Below are 20000 nucleotides of genomic sequence, written 5' to 3'. Positions count from 1 at the left end.
GGTCGGGTAAGGCGAAGCCGCCACCCGACACCTTGTTTACGCTGCTTTCGCCACAACTTCCGCTTCCGGACGTTTCAGTACTGCGTATGACAGACCCGCCACCAGCGTACCGGCAACGATGGCCAGCAGGTAGCCGAGTACCGGCGTGATCGCGCCAGGGATCAGCAGGACAAACAGACCGCCGTGTGGTGCCATCAGCTTCGCGCCAATCGCCATGGAGATTGCCCCTGTCACTGCACCACCCGCGATACAGCACGGCAGTACACGCATTGGGTCACGAGCCGCGAACGGAATCGCCCCTTCGGTGATAAAGCACAGCCCCAGCACCAGCGCCGCTTTACCGCCTTCCTGCTGCGCTTTATCGAACTTACGACGGGCAATAATCGTCGCCAGGCCGAGCGCCAGAGGAGGTACCATACCTGCCGCCATGATGGCTGCCATTGGCGCGTAGGTCTGGGTACTCAGCAGGCCAACACCAAAGGCGTACGCCGCTTTGTTCACCGGACCACCCATGTCGGTACACATCATGCCGCCGAGGATTGCACCCAGCAGAACCGCGTTCGCGGTACCCATGGTTTGCAGCCAGTGGGTCAGACCCGCCAGAATGCCCGCAACCGGCTTACCAATCAGGTAAATCATCGCCAGACCGACCACCAGGCTGGAAATCAGCGGGATAATCAGAATAGGTTTCAGCGCTTCCATACTCTGAGGCAGCTTGAGCTTCGAGCTGATGAGCTTCGCGACGTAACCGGCCAGGAAGCCCGCGATAATACCGCCGATAAAGCCAGAACCGGTGCTCACGGCCAGCATACCGCCGATAAGGCCCGGCGTCAGGCCAGGACGGTCAGCAATGGAGAAGGCAATAAAGCCTGCCAGTACCGGTACCATCAGCGCGAACGCGGAACCGCCGCCAATCTGCATTAACGCAGCGGCCAGCGTGCCTTGCTCTTTAAACGCAGTAATACCAAATGCGAACGAAAGGGCGATACACAGACCACCCGCAACCACCATCGGCAGCATGTAAGACACGCCGGTCAACAGATGGCGATAGGCGCCTGCAGACTCTTTCTTACCTTCCGTCGCGGTTTGACGCGCGCCGGTTGCCTGATACGGCTTCGCTTCTACCAGCGCTTTATCAAACTCCTGCGCGGTCTTTTTCAGCGCCAGGCCGGTAGACGTGCGGTACATTGGCTTACCGGCAAATTTTGCCAGGTCCACTTCGATATCCGCCGCCACGATAACCAGATCGGCTTCAGCCACTTCTTCAGGGGTGATCGCGTTGCCGGCACCGACGGAGCCGCGCGTTTCAACTTTTACCCACCAGCCGCGTTTTTTCGCTTCGGTTTCAATGGCTTCTGCCGCCATAAAGGTGTGAGCCACGCCCGTCGGGCAGGCCGTCACCGCAACAACGCGTTTCGGACCCGTGGCCGCAGCCGGTGCCGTCGCGACAGGCGCGCTGTAGACAGACGCGTGCCCTTTCGCTTCGCTCAGGAAAAGTTCCGGGTGTGCCACCGCGCGATTAATATCGCCCAGCCACACTTTCTTGCCGTTCAGCGCACTGTCAGCCGGGATTTTGTCGCCCAGTACAATGGCCAGTTCTGCATCGCCTGGATTATCGATAATGTCCAGATGTGCTTTTTGTGCCGCCGCGCCCAGCAAGGTCTTCGCCATATAGGCGCGGGCCTGTCCGAGACCGGAGTCAATGATCAGCAGCGTTTTCATTATTCCTCTCCTGCTGTTAGTTAAAAGGTTTTAAGTCAACGCGCGCCATCATCGCGGCTAACTGGGTACGATCGCTAATACCGACATTGCTCTGGCTTACGGCCAGGGCAGCAACGGCGGTGGCAAGACGTAAAGTATGTTCACTGGATTCACGCATCAGCAGACCATAAATCAGGCCGCCAACCATGGAATCCCCTGCGCCAACGGTGCTGACAACTTCCATTGACGGCGGTTTGGCGATCCATTCGCCAGACGCGTTAACCCACAGCGCGCCTTCTGCACCAAGAGAGATCACCACGTGAGCGATACCCTGCTCGCGCAGCGCATGGGCAGCGTCAATCACATCTTTTAATTCTGGCAGCTTACGACCCGCCCAGATCTCCAGCTCGCGGCGATTCGGCTTCACCAGCCACGGAGAGGCTTTCAGACCCGCAACCAGCGCGTCGCGGCTGCTGTCAAAAATGATGCACGGGCACTGGCTGCGCAGGCGCGTCATCCAGTCGGTAAACGCTTCCGGGCTGACGCCGGACGGCAGGCTGCCGCTGACGCAAACCATGTCAAACTGACCGAGCCAGGTCAGAGAGTCGTTAACAAAACGCTCCCAGTCCGACGGCGTCACTTCGAAGCCAGAGAAGTTCAGATCGGTCACTTCACCGTCTTTCTCCGTCAGCTTGACGTTGATGCGGGTACGGCCCTGAACAATCTGAAAACGGTTGGCAATGCCCAGCTCGCTGAACAGCTGCTGGAAACCATCCTGGTTATCTTTACCGAGGAATCCACCCACGGTGACGTCGATACCGAGATCCTTGAGCACTTTCGCGACGTTAATCCCTTTACCCGCAGCATGCAGGCCAGTGGTACGCACGAGGTTGACTTCGCCGCGCTCAATTTCCGGGCAAAATCCTACCAGGTCATAAGCCGGGTTCAGCGTAATAGTCGCAACACGTCTGCTCATTATGCGCCCTCCCCCAGACCCGCCGCGATGGCGTCGCCAATCGCTTTCAGCGCCTGTTCAGCATCGGCACCCTGCGCGGTGAAACGCAGACGATGTCCTTTCTTCACGCCCAGCGCGACAACTTTCATCAGACTACGGCCGTTGGCCGGTTTGCCCGTGCCATCAAGATTCGCCACGGTGATCTCACTCTCGAATTGTTTAATGGTATTCACCAGCATGGTGCCCGGACGGGCATGCAGGCCGTGCTCGTTGCGTACCACGAACTCAGCGGTCTGCACGTCTTCGGTCGGCGCATCATCACTGGTCAGAAGTGCCAGCACGGTGGAGGCATCAGCGTTCAGCAGTTTTTCAGCTTTGTTGTTCAGCAGCAGATCGCCCAGACGCTTCAGCACGGAAACCGGCTGATCGTCGTTCATCGCCACGGTCACCAGCATGGCCGCACGCTCGCCTTCCACGTCAAACGCATTGGCCGCGCGGCTCACGGCGATAGCGCTGCGCAGGTTGCCTTCAGCACTGTCGTTCAGCCAGATACCCTGACCCAGATTCAACGGCTTATCGTTAATCACGCGCGTCACAAACGTGGCATCCGCCGCGCCGGCTTCTTTCAGACGACCCGCGTTCAGCGCCTGCAGCGTCACCAGATCGGAGGCAATCACGTCCAGCGTCAGCGTTTCATTATCCAGTTTCAGCGCTTCGCTCTGTTTTTCGCCCATTAGCAGGGCGCGCAGCTCTTCAGCTGTGGTAGCGGACTTGAGCTGCTCAGCCACGTCGTCATCGCTCAGGACATGCGTCAGCTGACGCAGCAGGCCTAAGTGTTCGTCGCTGCTGGCCGAGATACCGATAGCCACATACGCCACCTGACCGTCGCCCCAGAGCACGCCCTGCGGGAACTGATAAACCTGAACGCCGGTTTTCAGCACCTGATCGCGGGTGTCGGTTGTACCGTGCGGAATGGCAATGCCATTGCCGAGGAAGGTTGAGGTCTGCTGCTCGCGGGCCAGCATGCCGTTTACATAGCCGTCCGCGACGTTACCCGCCTGCACAAGCGCAGCGGCAACCTGGCGAATAGCCTCTTCTTTATCCCCGGCCTGAGCGCCCGGGTGGATATCCTGAACAGATAACTGGAACATGGTTCTCCACTCCTGCTGAACTTGAATCGTTTCAGCTTTAATGAGAAAAAATGCGCTAGCCTGCTCCGTTTGTTAAAACAAGATAGCGCTGAAACGTTTCAAAAAGTCTTGCGCTTTCTGCAATGTCTTGCAAGTAAACTCGTATTTCTGATATCAGAATTTAGAGATACAGCACATTTCTTCTTCATTGAGCTGAATTTTGCTGAAGTTCAGCAAGTCAGTTTCAGCTAAGGTCAGCCGACGAGGATGCAAGATGAAATGCCATTTTGATTTTTCGTGGCATCATTGACCGCACCCACTGTTTATTTTTTAGCTGACGGCGTACACTCCGCCCCTCTCTGCTACTCGCTAATTATAAAACATGCATAACACCCCTGCGGCCGTCTCGCCGAAGCCCTTTGACTTGACCTCAGCGGCCTTCCTGATTGTTGCCTTTTTCATGGGCATTGCCGGCGCGTTACAGACGCCGACGCTGAGCTTATTTCTGACCAATGAGGTTCATGTTCGTCCGGCAATGGTCGGCTTCTTTTTTACCGGAAGCGCCATCATCGGCATCCTGGTCAGCCAGTTTCTGGCGGGACGATCCGACAGAAAAGGCGATCGTAAAAGCCTGATCGTTTTCTGCTGTCTGCTGGGGGTCATGGCCTGCGTTCTGTTCGCCTGGAACCGCAACTATTTCATTCTGCTCTTCGTCGGGGTATTCCTGAGCAGCTTTGGCTCAACGGCGAACCCTCAGCTGTTCGCCCTTGCCCGCGAACACGCCGACCATACTGGGCGTGAAGCGGTGATGTTCAGCTCTGTCCTGCGTGCTCAGGTGTCGCTGGCGTGGGTGATTGGTCCGCCGCTGGCCTACGCGCTGGCGATGGGTTTTGGCTTTACGGTGATGTACCTGAGCGCGGCAGTCGCGTTTGTGGCGTGCGGCGCGCTGGTGTGGTTCTTCCTGCCGTCCATGCGCAAAGAGCCGAAGGTGGCAACGGGCGTGCTGGAAGCGCCGCGCCGTAACCGCCGCGATGCCTTGCTCCTGTTCGCGATCTGCACGCTGATGTGGGGCACCAACAGCCTGTATATCATCAATATGCCGCTGTTTATTATTAATGAACTGCACCTGTCGGAGAAGCTGGCGGGCATCATGATGGGCACCGCGGCCGGGCTTGAGATCCCGACGATGCTCATTGCGGGCTATTACGCAAAGCGCTTCGGAAAGCGTTTTTTAATGCGCATCGCCGCCGTCGCCGGTCTGCTGTTCTATATCGGTATGCTGACGGTAAATACGCCGGGGCTGTTGCTGGCTTTACAGCTGCTGAACGCCATCTATATTGGCATTCTCGCCGGGATAGGTATGCTCTATTTTCAGGATCTGATGCCGGGCCAGGCAGGCTCTGCCACCACGCTTTATACTAATACCACCCGCGTGGGCTGGATTATCGCGGGCTCAATGGCCGGTATCGTTGCAGAAATCTGGAACTATCACACGGTGTTCTGGGTTGCGCTGTTGATGTGTACCCTGACGATCGGTTGTCTGGCGAGAATTAAAGACGTTTAGGGCGCGGTGAGCGCTTCCAGCTCAAGAAGGTACGTCATCGCCTGCCCTCGCGTGCTGCCACACATTTCGGCAGTGGGTTGAAGCCCGGAGCACACTTTCGGGCGCAACGGTGAGCCAAAGATCATGCACAGGTTCGTTTCCGAGAGCTGAACGCAGCGGGTATTGGCAGGCTTGCCCTCCGGCATTCCTGGAATGGGGCTTGAAATGGACGGTGCAGTACAGCACGCGCCACAATCGGGACGGCAATCCATAAATGCTCTCTTTCGCTGACGATCGCCCGCGCAGTCGGGCATCGCGCGCACAGTAACACCTTTTGCGTATTGATAGCAAAAGCCACGAATTCCTCTTGCCTGAAAGGCCGCGCGCGAGTAATTTGGCGCGATATTTTTTACCTACCGTAAACAGGATTACTGCAATGCCAAGAGCGAACGAAATAAAGAAAGGTATGGTGCTGAATTACAACGGCAAACTGCTGATTGTGAAAGATATCGACATTCAGGCACCCAGCGCCCGTGGTGCAGCAACGCTGTACAAAATGCGTTTCGCCGATGTGCGTACCGGCCTGAAGGTGGAAGAGCGCTTTAAAGGTGACGATATCGTCGATACCGTGACCCTGACCCGTCGCTACGTTGATTTCTCCTACATTGACGGCAACGAATACGTGTTCATGGATAAAGAAGACTACACCCCGTACATCTTCACCAAAGATCAGATTGAAGAAGAGCTGCTGTTCATCCCTGAAGGCGGCATGCCTGACATGCAGGTCCTGACCTGGGACGGCGTGCTGCTGGCGCTGGAGCTGCCCCAGACCGTCGATCTGGAAATCGTTGAAACCGCACCTGGCATCAAAGGCGCATCCGCAAGTGCCCGCAACAAACCGGCTACCCTGACGACCGGCCTGGTTGTGCAGGTGCCGGAATACCTCTCCGCTGGCGAGAAAATCCGCATCCATATCGAAGAAAAACGCTATATGGGTCGCGCCGACTGATTGCGGCGTTTTTCGGGTGGCGGCTTCGCCTTGCCCGACCAACAAAAACACAAAAACCGGCTTTCAGGCCGGTTTTTTTTTGTAGGCCCGGTAAGCTTAGCGCCACCGGGCAACAGAGCTTACAGAAGCTCCGGATACTTCGTCATCTTCAGCGCCAGCTCGACGCCGCGCACTTCCGCCATCCCTTTAAGACGGCCAATCGCCGAATAGCCTGGGTTGGTTTTCTTACGCAGATCGTCCAGCATCTGGTGGCCGTGGTCAGGACGGAACGGAATAGGACGCACATCGCCAATCTGCTTGCGACGCGCCTCTTCCGCCAGAATGGCGTCTACCACCGCCACCATATTCACATCGCCGCCCAGGTGCGCCGCCTCGTGGAAGGTTTTTGGGTTCTCCTCGCGGCAGGTCGCGCGCAGATGCGTGAAGTGGATACGATCGCCAAAGGTTTCAATCATCCGCACCAGATCGTTATCCGCCCGCACGCCGTAGGAGCCGGTACACATGGTGAAGCCGTTATAGATGCTGTTTACCGTATCCTTCAGCCACTGCATATCTTCAATTGTGGAAACAATGCGCGGCAGGCCGAGGATAGGACGCGGCGGATCGTCCGGGTGCACGGCGAGGCGTACCCCTGCTTCTTCAGCAACCGGCACGATAGCGCGCAGGAAATACGCCATGTTTTCACGCAGCTGCTGCTTATCAATATCGCCGTATTCCGCCAGGCGCGCGCGAAACTGATCCAGGGTATACCCCTCTTCAGCTCCCGGCAGGCCCGCAATGATATTACGGGTCAGCTTTTCGATGTCTGCGTCACTGGCGGCGTTAAACCACACAAGCGCCTGCTGCTGCTCTTCCGCGGTGTAATCCGCTTCCGCACCGGGACGTTTCAGAATGTGCAGCTCAAACGCCGCGAAGGCGATCTGGTCGAAACGCAGCGCTTTCGAGCCGTCCGGCATCTGATATTCAAGATCGGTACGCGTCCAGTCGAGGATGGGCATGAAGTTATAGCAAACCGTATCAATGCCGCAGGCCGCCAGGTTGCGAATGCTCTGCTGATAGTTAGCAATCCAGGTCTGGTACTCCCCGGAATGGGTTTTGATGTCTTCGTGAACCGGGATGCTCTCTACCACAGACCAGGTTAACCCCTTCTCCGCCAGCAGCGCCTGACGCTGTTGAATTTCTTCAACCGGCCATACCTGACCGTTAGGAATATGATGCAGCGCCGTGACGACACCCGTTGCGCCAGCCTGGCGCACATCATCAAGAGAAACCGGATCGTTCGGCCCGTACCAACGCCAGGTTTGTTCCATTGCCTCACCCTCTAAAGTTGTTATACCAATATGCGTTACTGCAATGACGACTACCATACATGTTTGCCGCCAGGGGTCAATATACCGTCTCACATTGATTGATCAAACTCACAGAACGGGGATATTTACGGCTCACCAATTTTATTTGCTGTCATATAACTTTACACTGGCATTGTTAATTAATGGTTAATCAGGTGTGTATCTCATGAAGACAATTGCCTCCACCGCCCTTCCTGCCCGGGTTCAGCAACCTCGCTACGATCGCGCGCAATTACGCTCACGCATCGTCCATTTTGGCTTTGGCGCGTTCCACCGTGCGCACCAGGCATTGTTAACAAATCGGGTGCTGAATGAAAAAGGCGGCGACTGGGGTATTTGTGAGATTAGCCTCTTCAGCGGCGACGTGCTGATGAGCCAGCTGCGCGCGCAGGATCACCTGTTCACCGTGCTGGAGAAAGGGGCAGAAGGCAATGAGGCGATTATCGTCGGTGCCGTCCATGAATGCCTGAACGCAAAGCTGGACTCTCTGCCCGCCATTATTGAGAAATTTTGCGAGCCTCAGGTCGCTATTGTGTCGCTCACCATCACGGAGAAAGGCTATTGCATCGATCCCGCGACCGGGAAACTCGATCTGCACAACGCCCGGATAATCCATGACCTAGAAAACCCCTCAGAGCCACATTCCGCCCCCGGGATCCTGGTCGAAGCGCTCCACCGCCGCCGCGAGCGCGGCTTGCCTGCGTTTACCGTGCTCTCCTGCGACAATATCCCTGATAACGGGCACGTGGTGAAAAACGCGGTGCTGGGCATGGCGCAAAAGCGTTCCGCAGCGCTTTCTGAATGGATTGACAGCCACGTGAGCTTTCCGGGGACGATGGTCGACAGAATTGTGCCCGCCGCGACGGAGGCCTCGCTGGCGGAAATCACCGACGCGCTCGGCGTTGAAGATCCGTGCGCCATCAGCTGTGAACCATTTATTCAGTGGGTGGTGGAAGATAATTTTGTCGCCGGCCGTCCGGAGTGGGAAGTAGCGGGCGTTCAGATGGTGCCGGATGTTCTGCCCTGGGAGCAGATGAAATTGCGCATGCTAAACGGCAGCCACTCTTTCCTGGCGTATCTGGGGTATCTCGCGGGCTACGCCCATATTAATGAATGCATGGAGGACGCTGCGTTCCGCGAAGCCGCCCGTCGACTGATGCTGGACGAGCAGGCGCCCACGTTACGCATTAAGGATGTCGACCTCACTGCCTACGCAGATAGCCTGCTGGAGCGCTTTGCCAACCCGGCACTCCAGCATCGGACCTGGCAAATCGCGATGGACGGTAGCCAGAAGCTTCCGCAAAGAATGCTGGACGGGATCCGCGTTCATCTTGAGCGAAATACACCGTGGTCGCTGCTGGCCCTGGGCGTGGCCGGCTGGATACGCTACGTCAGCGGTACCGACGACCATGGCAATGCGATTGACGTTCGCGATCCCCTCAGCGATAAAATTCGCACGATGGTCAATGCCAGCAGCGACGCCGGTCGCGTTAACGCCCTGCTGGGGCTCAGCGAGGTCTTTGGTCACGATCTCGCACAAAACAGCGTCTTTGTGGAGGCTGTCAGCCAGGCATACCAGCGCATCACCCGCCACGGCGCGCGTCAGGCTGTTATCGAAACGTTAAATGTTTAACGATTATTGCGCTTAACGCGAACGGATGAGATCTCCGTTCGCCCTTCCCCTTCTCACCGGTCACGTTTTTCGCCAGGATAGAGAGAATAGTGTTATAGCATCACCATTCTCATCTGGAGCGCATGTGACCAAAACCAACCTCATCACCGGTTTTCTCGGCAGCGGTAAAACCACCTCAATTCTCCACCTGCTGGCAAATAAAGATCCGGCCGAGAAATGGGCCGTGCTGGTCAATGAATTTGGCGAGGTGGGCATTGACGGCGCGTTGCTGTCATCCAGCGGCGCGATGATTAAAGAGATCCCCGGCGGATGCATGTGCTGCGTCAATGGCCTGCCGATGCAGGTCGGGCTCAATACGCTGCTGCGTCAGGGCAAACCCGACCGCCTGCTGATTGAACCCACCGGGCTGGGCCATCCGAAGCAGATCCTCGATTTACTCACCGCCCCGGTTTACGAGCCGTGGATCGATCTGCGCGCCACCCTGTGCCTGCTCGATCCGCGTCAGCTTCTGGATGACAAGGCGGTGGTCAATGAGAATTTCCGCGATCAGCTCGCCTCGGCTGACGTTATTGTCGCGAATAAAGCAGATCGCGCCACGCCTGAAAGCCAGGCCGCGCTGGACGCATGGTGGCAACATTTCGGCGGCAACCGCACGCGGGTGCAGGCCACACAGGGGAATATTGATAGCGCCCTGCTTGACCTTCCTCGTCTGAATCTCACCGAGCTGCCTGCCAGCGCGGATCATTCGCACAGTCATCCGGTTAAGCAGGGTTTAGCCGCTCTCAGCCTGCCGGAACATCAGCGCTGGCGTCGTAACCTGAACAGCGGCCAGGGATATCAGGCCTGCGGATGGATATTTGATGCTGAAACCGTTTTTGACACCATTGGGATCCTGGAGTGGGCCCGACTTGCTCCCGTCGATCGCGTGAAAGGGATCATGCGCACCCCAGACGGGCTGGTAAGGATCAACCGTCAGGGTGACGATTTCTTTATTGAAACACAGAATGTGGCGCCGCCTGACAGCCGAATAGAGTTAATTAGTGCGGTTAACGCCGACTGGAATGCCCTCCAGTCCAGCCTGTTGAGGATTCGTTTAAGTTCGGGCGGCTAACGTTGCCCCAGTTTTCACTCTATGCAGAACGTTATGACAACTCGATTTCCCCTGATATTACTGCTTAATGTCGCCGGTCTGGCGCTTTTCTTCTCCTGGTATATCCCGGCGGATCATGGTTTCTGGTTCCCGCTGGATTCTGCCATTTTTCACTTCTTCAATCAGGAGCTGGTGAAGAGCAACGCGTTCCTGTGGCTGGTGGCAATTACCAACAACCGCGCCTTTGACGGCTTCTCGCTGCTGGCGATGGGCTGCCTGATGCTCTCTTTCTGGCTGAAAGAGGACAAAGCCGGGCGTCGGCGTATTCTGATTATCGGTCTGGTGATGCTGCTGTTTGCTGTCGTCATTAACCAGCTGGCCACCGCGATTATTCCGGTTAAGCGTTCCAGCCCAACGCTCTTTTTCACCGATATCTATCGCGTCAGTGAGCTGCTGCATATTCCAACAAAAGATGCGTCGAAGGACAGTTTCCCTGGCGATCACGGCATGATGCTGCTTATTTTTTCCGCAATTATGCTTCGCTATTTCGGCAGAAAAGCGTTTGCCATAGCCCTGATTATTTTTGTGGTTTTTGCCTTCCCGCGCGTAATGATTGGCGCTCACTGGTTCACCGATATTGCCGTCGGTTCGCTTTCCGTGGCGCTGATTGCGCTGCCGTGGTGTTTGATGACCCCGCTGAGCGACAGGATAATAGCGCTGTTCGATCGCTACCTTCCCGGTAAAACGCAACAATAATTGAACAAATAACTAACCTAAATTAACGTGAGCTATCAGGGATCGACATGATCCCTGATAGCGTTCTCGCCGCGATCTTTCTCCACTGTCATATTCTCGTCATCATATTCATGATAAAAATGAAGCAATTGCATACTGGCGCAGCGGATCCATTGCTATTTTGAGCAATTCTATGTTTTTACTTTCTGTATCACATTTTCTTATAAAAAAAAGGCTTTTTTTACTCGCAATACCCCAGGCAATCGGTTAATCTCGAACTCGTTTTGCCCCATAGAGATAATTATTTCGCTGGCGAATAATTTTGTGCGCTGTGCCACAAATGTGACCAGAAAGAATTGTCTCAATGTGAACAGATAATTAGTCTCGTCACGTTTGGCATTTTTATAACGATATTTGTCGTTAAGGACTTCAAGGGAAAATAAACAAAATGGTCAAATCTCAACCGTTTCTGAGATATATCTTACGGGGGATCCCGGCGATAGCAGTCGCGGTACTGTTGTCTGCATGTAGTACATCGAACACCGCAAAGAATATGCATCCTGAGACGCGTGTTGTGGGAATGGAAGATTCCTCGTCACTGCAAGCCTCTCAGGATGAATTTGAAAATATGGTACGTAATCTGGACGTGAAGTCCCGCATTATGGACCAGTATGCTGACTGGAAAGGCGTGCGCTATCGTCTTGGCGGCAGCACAAAAACAGGTATCGATTGTTCCGGTTTTGTACAGCGTACGTTCCGCGAGCAATTTGGGTTAGATCTTCCGCGTTCAACCTATGAACAGCAGGAGATGGGCAAGTCGATTTCACGTACCAAACTGCGCACCGGTGATCTAGTCCTGTTCCGTGCCGGTTCTACAGGTCGACATGTTGGCATCTACATTGGTAATGACCAGTTCGTACATGCCTCCACCAGCAGCGGTGTGACCATTTCCAGCATGAATGAACCGTACTGGAAGAAGCGCTACAACGAAGCACGCCGCGTACTGACCCGCAGTTAATATGACTATTGTATCGTTGGTTATCCCTTGGCTGGCGATATGATGAAAAAAAGCACTGCTTCGGCAGTGTTTTTTTTTGCCCGTTACACTGAATACATCCAGCGGCATTTCAGGAATCACGACGTCTATGTTCACCCGCTATTTCTCCAGCAATCGCAAAATACTGATCCTCAGCATCATCACAGGCCTGATCGCCGCCCTGCTCCTGGGTTCGTTGCAATTTTTCTGGAGCTACCACAAGCGGGAAGTCAAATTCGACACCCTGATCCACGATGTGAGCATCTATATGAAGAGCTATTTCGATGAGTTAAAAAATTCTATCGATGTGCTCCAGCCGCTCACGTTAAACAGCTGTCACGACGTCAATCAGGAACTTACCTCGCGCGCTGCCTTTAGCGTTAACGTTCGCGCATTCCTGCTGGTCAGAGACAAAATGGCGTTCTGCTCTTCTGCCACGGGGCCGATGAATTCCCCGATGGAGGAGCTGATACCCGAGCTGCACATCGACAAACAGATTGATATGGCGTTGCTTCCTGGCACCCCCATGTTGCCCAACAAGCCCGCGATTGCCATCTGGTACCGTAATCCGCTGGTGAAGGACGGCGGCGTGTTCACCTCGGTGAATCTCAATCTGACGCCTTACCTGCTCTACACCGCTCGCCAGGACGAATTTGCCGGCATCGCCATCATCATTGGCGATCACGCGCTGTCAACGCAGTCCGGCACGCTGGTCAACGCGCAAGATCTGCACGAAACGCCGACCCGAACCGCGACGCTGAAAGACGTCCCCTTGACCATAAACCTGTATGCGGACGCATGGACCAGCGATGAAATTCTCTATGCCCTGTTCTTCGGGCTGGTATGCGGCATTTGTGCCGGATCGCTCAATTACTATATCCTCAGCATTCGCCTCAACCCGGGTAAAGAGATTTTAAGCGCCATTAAGCGCGGTCAGTTTTATGTGGTTTATCAGCCCGTCGTCGATGCTAAATCGCTCCAGATGACCGGGCTTGAAGTGCTGATGCGCTGGAAACACCCGACGATGGGGGAAATTCCGCCGGACGCGTTTATCAACTTTGCCGAAGCGCAGAAGCTGATTGTCCCGCTGACGCTGCATCTCTTTGACCTTATCATTCACGATGCGCCCGTGTTACAAACGCTGTTACCTCCGGGAGCAAAGGTGGGCATCAACATTGCGCCGGGGCATCTGCATGCAGAAAGCTTCAAAGACGATATGCGCACCTTCAAAGCGCTACTGCCGCAGGATTACTTCCAGATCGTGCTGGAAATTACCGAACGCGACATGCTCAATCATCGGGAAGCCAACAGCCTCTTCGAATGGCTACACAACGAAGGGTTTGAGATAGCCATTGATGATTTTGGCACCGGCCACAGCGCGCTGATTTATCTTGAGCATTTCACCATGGACTATCTCAAGATCGACCGCGGCTTTGTTAATGCAATTGGCACTGAGACCGTGACGTCGCCGGTGCTGGATGCCGTCCTGACGCTGGCAAGACGACTGAATATGTCGACCGTCGCTGAAGGGGTGGAAACGCCGGAACAGGCCGCCTGGCTACGCGAACACGGCGTTAATTTCCTGCAGGGATACTGGATTAGCCGCCCGATGCCGCTGGCGCAGTTCCGCGAATGGCGGCCTGATATTTCGCCCGGGGGTGATTAATTTCACATTGCCCGTGACGTCACTTATTATTCAGCTTAACCGAGTCGGACTGTAAAAGAGGGAGCCGCCGCGAGATGCTTATGCGCTTCATGTTGCTGATGTTGGCACTAACGAGCCTGTCCAGCCAGGCGCAAGCCATCAAAGAAAATATCGCCTTCGCGGTGATTGGCGAGCCGAAATATGCGGTCAATTTTATGCACTTCGATTACGTTAACCCTGCCGCGCCGAAGGGCGGAAAGGTCACGCTTTCCGCCACGGGAACATTCGACAACTTCAACCGCTTCGCCCTGCGCGGCGTGGCGGCCGCGCGAACGGAATCGCTTTACGATACGCTCTTCGTCACGTCGGATGATGAGCCCGGCAGCTATTATCCTCTGATTGCCGACAACGTGCGTTACGCCGATAACTTCGCCTGGGCGGAAATCTCGCTGAATCCGCGAGCACGTTTTCACGACGGTACGCCGGTGAAGGCCAGCGACGTGGCGTTCACCTTCCATAAATTCATGACCGAAGGCGTCCCCCAGTTCCGCATCGTGTATAAAGGGGCCTCCGTCAGAGCCATCGCGCCGCTCACCGTGCGCATCGAACTGAGCGAACCGAACAAAGAGAACATGCTCAGCCTGTTCTCGCTGCCGGCGATGCCGGAATCGTTCTGGAAAAATCATAAGCTAAGCGACCCGCTTTCCACGCCGCCGCTGGCAGGCGGCCCATACCGAATCACCGACTGGCGAATGGGGCAATATGTCGTTTACTCTCGCGTGAAAGACTACTGGGCAGCAGACCTGCCGGTAAACCGCGGGCGCTGGAATTTCGACACCCTTCGCTATGATTACTACCTCGACGATAACGTGGCGTTTGAAGCGTTTAAAGCCGGTGCCTTCGATTTACGCGTAGAAAGCAGCGCCAAAAACTGGGCGACCCGCTATATCGGCAAAAATTTCGCAAAAGGCTATATCGTCAAAGACGAGCACAAAAATGAGTCTGCCCAGGACACCCGCTGGCTGGCGTTTAATATTCAGCGTCCGGTATTTAATGACCGCCGGGTGCGCGAAGCCATTTCCCTGGCCTTTGATTTTGAGTGGATGAACAAAGCGCTGTTTTACGGGGCTTACAGCCGCGCCAACAGCTATTTCCAGAACACCGAATATGCCGCGCGCGATTACCCGAAAGCCGACGAGCTGGCTCTGCTGGCGCCGCTGAAAGCGGAGCTGCCGCCGCAGGTGTTCACCACCGTGTTTCAGCCGCCCGCGTCGAACGGTGACGGTTACGACCGCGACAATCTGCTGAAAGCCAGCAAACTGCTGGATGACGCGGGCTGGCACCTGAAAAATCAAAAGCGTGTGGATGCCAAAACGGGCAAGCCTCTCAGCTTTGAGCTGCTGCTCTCGTCCGGGGGCAACGATCAGTGGGTACTGCCGTTTAAGCACAACCTTGAGCGGCTGGGCGTGACCATGAACATTCGCCAGGTTGATAACGCGCAGATCACCAGCCGCATGCGCAGCCGTGATTACGACATGATGCAGCGCCTGTGGCCCGCCCAGCCGTGGCCCAGCTCGGACCTGCAAATCTCCTGGGCCTCCAGCTACATCGACTCCTCATACAATGCGCCGGGGGTAAAAAGCCCGGCGATTGACGCGCTGATTGCCAAAATAGTGGCGGCGCAGGGGGATAAAGAAAAGCTCCTGCCTCTCGGACGCGCCCTCGACAGGGTCTTAACCTGGAACTACTACATGTTGCCGATGTGGTATATGGGCGAAGATCGCCTTGCGCGCTGGGACAAGTTCTCCGTGCCTGCCGTGCGCCCTGTCTACTCCCTGGGCTTTGATACCTGGTGGTATGACGTTAACAAAGCCGCCAGACTTCCCGCTGAGCGGCGATAAGGAATCATCATGGGTGCCTATCTTCTCCGTCGTCTCCTGCTGATTATCCCCACCCTGTGGGCCATCATCACGATTAACTTTTTTATCGTGCAAATCGCCCCCGGCGGCCCGGTCGATCAGGCGATTGCCGCCATTGAATTTGGCAACAGCGGCGGCATGCCCGGCGGGGGTGGTGAGGGGATGGGCGCGAGCCATGCGAGAACCGGCGTAGGGAATATCAGCGAAAGCCATTATCGCGGCGGACGTGGGCTGGATCCGGAGGTGATCGCCGAGATCACCCACCGCTACGGCTTTGACAAACCGATTCACGAGCGCTATTTCAAGATGCTCTGGGATTACATCCGCTTTGATTTTGGCGACAGCCTGTTTCGCAGTGCGTCAGTATTAACGTTGATTAAGCAAAGCCTGCCGGTTTCGATAACGCTGGGGCTGTGGGGAACGCTGATTATCTATCTGGTCTCTATACCGCTCGGGATCCGAAAAGCGGTGTATAACGGCAGCCGGTTTGATATCTGGAGCAGCACGTTCATCATTATCGGCTACGCCATCCCGGCGTTTCTGTTTGCCGTCCTGCTGATTGTCTTTTTTGCCGGGGGGAGTTATTTCGACCTCTTCCCGCTGCGGGGGCTGGTCTCCGCCGATTTCAGCTCCCTGCCGTGGTATCAGAAAATCACTGACTATCTCTGGCATATCACGCTGCCGGTGCTGGCCACGGTCATCGGCGGGTTCGCGGCCCTGACCATGTTGACCAAAAACGCCTTTCTCGATGAAATTCGTAAACAATACGTCGTCACGGCCCGCGCCAAGGGCGTGAGCGAGAAGCAGATCATGTGGAAACACGTGTTCCGCAACGCCATGCTGCTGGTGATCGCCGGGTTTCCGGCCACGTTCATCGGCATGTTTTTTACCGGCTCGCTGTTGATAGAGGTCATGTTCTCGCTCAACGGACTGGGGCTGCTGGGCTATGAGGCTACCGTATCGCGCGATTATCCGGTGATGTTTGGCACACTCTATATTTTCACCCTGATTGGCCTGCTGCTGAATATCATCAGTGATATCAGCTATACGCTGGTCGATCCCCGAATCGATTTTGAGGGCCGCTGATGCCGCGTTTAAGCCCCGTCAATCAGGCCCGCTGGGCCCGTTTTCGCCACAACCGCCGCGGCTACTGGTCGCTGTGGATTTTTGCCGTGCTGTTTGCCTTAAGCATGTGTTCGGAGCTGATCGCCAACGACAAGCCGCTGCTGGTGCATTTTAACGATCGCTGGTACGTGCCGGTCATCGCCAGCTACAGCGAAAGCGACTTTGGCGGCCCGTTCGCGACACGGGCGGAATATCAGGATCCGTGGCTTCGCCAGCAGATTAAGCAGCACGGCTGGGCGCTCTGGGCGCCGGTGCGCTTTGGCGCAAACAGTATAAACTTCGCTACCACGGCCCCCTTCCCTTCCCCGCCCTCCGCGCAAAACTGGCTGGGAACGGATGCTAACGGCGGCGACGTGCTGGCACGCATCCTGTACGGCACGCGAATATCGCTTCTCTTTGGGCTGATGCTGACGCTCTTCTCCAGCGTGATGGGCGTTGTGGCGGGCGCCGTTCAGGGTTACTACGGCGGGAAAATTGACCTGTGGGGCCAGCGTATCATCGAAGTCTGGTCTGGTATGCCAACGCTGTTTCTGATCATCCTGCTTTCCAGCGTCGTACAGCCCAACTTCTGGTGGCTATTAGGCATCACCGTCCTGTTCGGCTGGATGGCGCTGGTCGGCGTAGTGCGGGCGGAGTTTCTGCGCACCCGCAATTTCGACTATATCCGCGCCGCGCAGGCGCTTGGCGTGAGCGACCGGGGGATTATCTTCCGCCACATGCTGCCCAACGCGGTAGTGGCAACGCTCACCTTCCTGCCGTTTATTCTGTGCAGCTCGATCACCACCCTCACCTCGCTGGATTTTCTTGGTTTCGGGCTACCGCTGGGTTCCCCGTCGCTCGGCGAACTGCTGCTGCAGGGTAAAAACAACCTGCAGGCGCCGTGGTTAGGCATCGCCGCCTTTCTTTCCGTGGCCGTGCTGCTGTCGCTGCTGATTTTTATTGGCGAAGCCGTGCGCGATGCCTTCGATCCAAACAAGGCGGTATAAAATGACCCAGCCTCTTCTTAGTATTGATAACCTGTCGATTGTTTTTTCAAAGCAGGGCGAGACGCGCACCGTGGTCACCGACCTGTCGCTGCAGATCCAGACCGGTGAAACGCTGGCCCTGGTGGGCGAGTCGGGTTCAGGCAAGAGCGTTTCGGCACTCTCTATCCTGCGCCTGTTGCCGTCCCCGCCGGTGAGCTACCCGCAAGGGGATATTCTGTTTCACGGCAGCTCGCTGCTGCATGCCGACGAACATACCCTGCGCGGTATTCGCGGCAACAAAATCGCCATGATCTTCCAGGAGCCGATGGTTTCCCTCAACCCGCTGCACAGCCTGGAGAAACAGCTCTATGAAGTGCTCTCCCTGCACCGGGGGATGCGCAAAGAGGCCGCGCGGGGCGAAATTCTGGACTGTCTGGAACGAACAGGCATACGCAATGCGGCCAAACGGCTGAATGATTTTCCGCACCAGCTCTCCGGCGGCGAACGCCAGCGCGTGATGATCGCCATGGCCCTGCTCACGCGACCCGAGCTGTTGATTGCCGACGAGCCCACAACGGCGCTGGACGTGACGGTACAGGCGCAAATATTGACGCTGCTGCGGGAGCTGCGTGACGAGCTGAACATGAGCCTGCTGTTTATCACGCACAACCTGAGCATTGTGAGAAAGCTGGCCGACAGCGTCGCGGTGATGCAAAACGGACGATGCGTTGAACAGAATACCGCGTCCACGCTGCTGAGCGCGCCGCAGCACCCCTATACGCAGCGTTTGCTCGACAGCGAACCCTCCGGCGACCCGATTCCTCTCGATGCGGACAGCACGCCGCTGCTGCGCGTTGAGGATCTGTCCGTCTCGTTCCCGATCCGCAAAGGTATTTTGCGACGCATCGTCGACCAGAATCCGGTGCTGAAACACATCCGCTTCTCGCTGCGCCCGGGAGAATCTCTGGGGCTGGTGGGTGAATCCGGTTCGGGCAAAAGCACCACCGGTCTGGCGCTGCTGCGCTTAATTGCCTCGCAGGGCGAGATCCTCTTTGACGATATGCCGCTGCACCGCTGGAACCGCCGCCAGATGCTGCCCGTGCGGCCCCGCATGCAGGTGGTGTTTCAGGATCCCAACTCCTCGCTTAATCCACGGCTCAGCGTGTTACAGATTATCGAAGAGGGTCTGCGCGTACATCAACCCGGCCTGAACGCTCAGCAGCGAGAGCAGGAAGTTATGCGGGTGATGGCCGAAGTGGGCTTAGATGCCGGGACGCGCCACCGCTATCCGGCTGAATTCTCCGGCGGGCAGCGCCAGCGTATCGCCATTGCCCGCGCGCTGATCCTGAAGCCGGAGCTGATTATTCTGGATGAACCGACGTCGTCGCTGGACAGAACCGTTCAGGCGCAGATCCTGGCCCTGCTGAAAGGGCTGCAGGAAAAGCACAGGCTGGCCTATATCTTTATCAGCCACGATCTTCAGGTGGTGCGGGCGCTATGCCATCAGGTGATTGTGTTGCGACAGGGAGAAGTGGTCGAGCAGGGTGAGTGCCAGCGCGTATTTAGCGCGCCAACGCAGCGCTACACGCGCCAGCTGTTGTCGGCAGACTAGCGGTCAGAACGGGTACTGGCCGGAGAAAGGCTCCGCGATGGCAACGCCAAAATTCTTCAGACGGCAGGTGGCGGCAAACTCGTCCTGGCTCTTCACAAACAGGCACGGCTCACCTTCACACTCCAGCACGGAGCTGTCCACTTCGATATCCGTCAGGGCCTGACTGAGACGCTCCATCACCCGCCATGCATTTTCGTCGCTCGGGCTCAGCAGCTTGAGTGCCACAAGGCAGTTTTCACAGCCCGCGACGTTTTGCGGAATCGGTTCAACTTTCGAACCTGCAAAACCCGTCGACCAGCGATAGCTCTGGGGCAAGCGATGGACAATGGAGAGTTGTAATGTATTCACGTTCGTTCCCCGGAAGCAAAATTTACTTCACAATTTATTTACATTTATAGTAACACATCATCGCCAGCCTGCACTATTCAGCGCTTTTTTATCCGTTTCCTGGCTCGCGTCGGCGCTATATGTACCCGTTTCTGCGATCTAACTCAACCTTTTTGAATACAATGATGTGACTTTTTACACAAATAGATTTTACATAAAATAAACA

General features: G+C 56.1%; 17 protein-coding genes. 11 read left to right on the top strand and 6 right to left on the bottom strand.

The window, feature by feature from the left end:
• Positions 1-36: 36 nt before the first annotated feature.
• Genes fruA through fruB form a run of 3 tightly spaced genes read right to left on the bottom strand, consistent with a single transcriptional unit; the run spans position 37 to position 3807 of the window.
• Complete coding sequence (fruA, locus tag ACOTZC_RS12715; protein WP_045402826.1) at positions 37-1722, bottom strand: PTS fructose transporter subunit IIBC; 1686 nt, start codon at positions 1720-1722, stop codon at positions 37-39.
• Positions 1723-1738: 16 nt separating this feature from the next.
• The gene (fruK, locus tag ACOTZC_RS12710) at positions 1739-2677 is read right to left on the bottom strand and encodes a 1-phosphofructokinase (protein WP_421635799.1); all 939 of its coding nucleotides are present in this window, start codon (positions 2675-2677) and stop codon (positions 1739-1741) included.
• Positions 2677-3807, bottom strand: coding sequence for a fused PTS fructose transporter subunit IIA/HPr protein (fruB, locus tag ACOTZC_RS12705; RefSeq protein ID WP_421635798.1), 1131 nt, complete (start codon positions 3805-3807; stop codon positions 2677-2679). Before fruB ends, fruK begins: the two co-directional genes overlap by 1 nt.
• A 361-nt stretch (positions 3808-4168) precedes the next feature.
• Here fruB and setB point away from each other — a divergent pair, with 361 nt between their 5' ends.
• Positions 4169-5350, top strand: a complete 1182-nt coding sequence (gene setB / locus ACOTZC_RS12700) for a sugar efflux transporter SetB (RefSeq protein ID WP_421635797.1) — start codon at positions 4169-4171, stop codon at positions 5348-5350.
• Here the strand turns inward: setB and ACOTZC_RS12695 are convergent.
• On the bottom strand, positions 5347-5601 hold the full coding sequence (locus tag ACOTZC_RS12695; RefSeq protein ID WP_023312483.1) for a YkgJ family cysteine cluster protein: 255 nt from the start codon (positions 5599-5601) through the stop codon (positions 5347-5349). The genes setB and ACOTZC_RS12695 overlap by 4 nt on opposite strands.
• A 164-nt stretch (positions 5602-5765) precedes the next feature.
• Between ACOTZC_RS12695 and yeiP the strand changes: the two genes are divergently transcribed.
• Complete coding sequence (yeiP, locus tag ACOTZC_RS12690; protein WP_008500940.1) at positions 5766-6338, top strand: elongation factor P-like protein YeiP; 573 nt, start codon at positions 5766-5768, stop codon at positions 6336-6338.
• A gap of 119 nt (positions 6339-6457) precedes the next feature.
• On the opposite strand, the gene uxuA is transcribed toward yeiP, so the two are convergent.
• The gene (uxuA, locus tag ACOTZC_RS12685; protein ID WP_248169490.1) at positions 6458-7648 is read right to left on the bottom strand and encodes a mannonate dehydratase; all 1191 of its coding nucleotides are present in this window, start codon (positions 7646-7648) and stop codon (positions 6458-6460) included.
• 205 nt (positions 7649-7853) lie between these two features.
• Between uxuA and ACOTZC_RS12680 the strand changes: the two genes are divergently transcribed.
• The 9 genes from ACOTZC_RS12680 (at position 7854) to yejF (ending at position 19447) form a co-directional block, all read left to right on the top strand.
• Positions 7854-9320: a mannitol dehydrogenase family protein gene (locus ACOTZC_RS12680; RefSeq protein WP_126303472.1), complete on the top strand. Its 1467-nt coding sequence runs from the start codon at positions 7854-7856 to the stop codon at positions 9318-9320.
• 124 nt (positions 9321-9444) lie between these two features.
• A complete protein-coding gene (locus ACOTZC_RS12675; RefSeq protein ID WP_421635796.1) occupies positions 9445-10431 on the top strand; it encodes a CobW family GTP-binding protein in 987 nt (328 codons plus the stop codon).
• Positions 10432-10464: 33 nt separating this feature from the next.
• Positions 10465-11166 (top strand): phosphatase PAP2 family protein, encoded by a 702-nt coding sequence (locus tag ACOTZC_RS12670; protein WP_032645294.1) that lies wholly within the window; start codon positions 10465-10467, stop codon positions 11164-11166.
• A gap of 427 nt (positions 11167-11593) precedes the next feature.
• Positions 11594-12163, top strand: coding sequence for a bifunctional murein DD-endopeptidase/murein LD-carboxypeptidase (mepS, locus tag ACOTZC_RS12665; protein ID WP_008500946.1), 570 nt, complete (start codon positions 11594-11596; stop codon positions 12161-12163).
• A gap of 127 nt (positions 12164-12290) precedes the next feature.
• A complete protein-coding gene (locus tag ACOTZC_RS12660; protein ID WP_047744304.1) occupies positions 12291-13847 on the top strand; it encodes a cyclic di-GMP phosphodiesterase in 1557 nt (518 codons plus the stop codon).
• A 74-nt stretch (positions 13848-13921) separates the two neighbouring features.
• Positions 13922-15727 (top strand): extracellular solute-binding protein, encoded by a 1806-nt coding sequence (locus tag ACOTZC_RS12655; protein ID WP_421635795.1) that lies wholly within the window; start codon positions 13922-13924, stop codon positions 15725-15727.
• Positions 15728-15736: 9 nt separating this feature from the next.
• The gene (locus tag ACOTZC_RS12650) at positions 15737-16831 is read left to right on the top strand and encodes a microcin C ABC transporter permease YejB (protein ID WP_045402802.1); all 1095 of its coding nucleotides are present in this window, start codon (positions 15737-15739) and stop codon (positions 16829-16831) included.
• Positions 16831-17856, top strand: a complete 1026-nt coding sequence (locus ACOTZC_RS12645; protein ID WP_421635794.1) for an ABC transporter permease — start codon at positions 16831-16833, stop codon at positions 17854-17856. The genes ACOTZC_RS12650 and ACOTZC_RS12645 overlap by 1 nt, the downstream gene beginning before the upstream one ends.
• Before the next feature lies 1 nt (position 17857).
• Complete coding sequence (yejF, locus tag ACOTZC_RS12640; protein WP_163354027.1) at positions 17858-19447, top strand: microcin C ABC transporter ATP-binding protein YejF; 1590 nt, start codon at positions 17858-17860, stop codon at positions 19445-19447.
• Positions 19448-19450: 3 nt separating this feature from the next.
• Here yejF and ACOTZC_RS12635 read toward each other — a convergent pair whose 3' ends face one another.
• Positions 19451-19795, bottom strand: a complete 345-nt coding sequence (locus tag ACOTZC_RS12635; protein WP_045334337.1) for a YejG family protein — start codon at positions 19793-19795, stop codon at positions 19451-19453.
• Between the last annotated feature and the right edge of the window lie 205 nt (positions 19796-20000).

The organism is Enterobacter cloacae complex sp. SHL009 (assembly GCF_049237205.1).
Taxonomy (GTDB): domain Bacteria; phylum Pseudomonadota; class Gammaproteobacteria; order Enterobacterales; family Enterobacteriaceae; genus Enterobacter; species Enterobacter cloacae_M.
The sequence above is the reverse complement of the archived record's forward strand: the minus strand, read 5'-3'. Positions and strand labels throughout refer to the sequence as shown.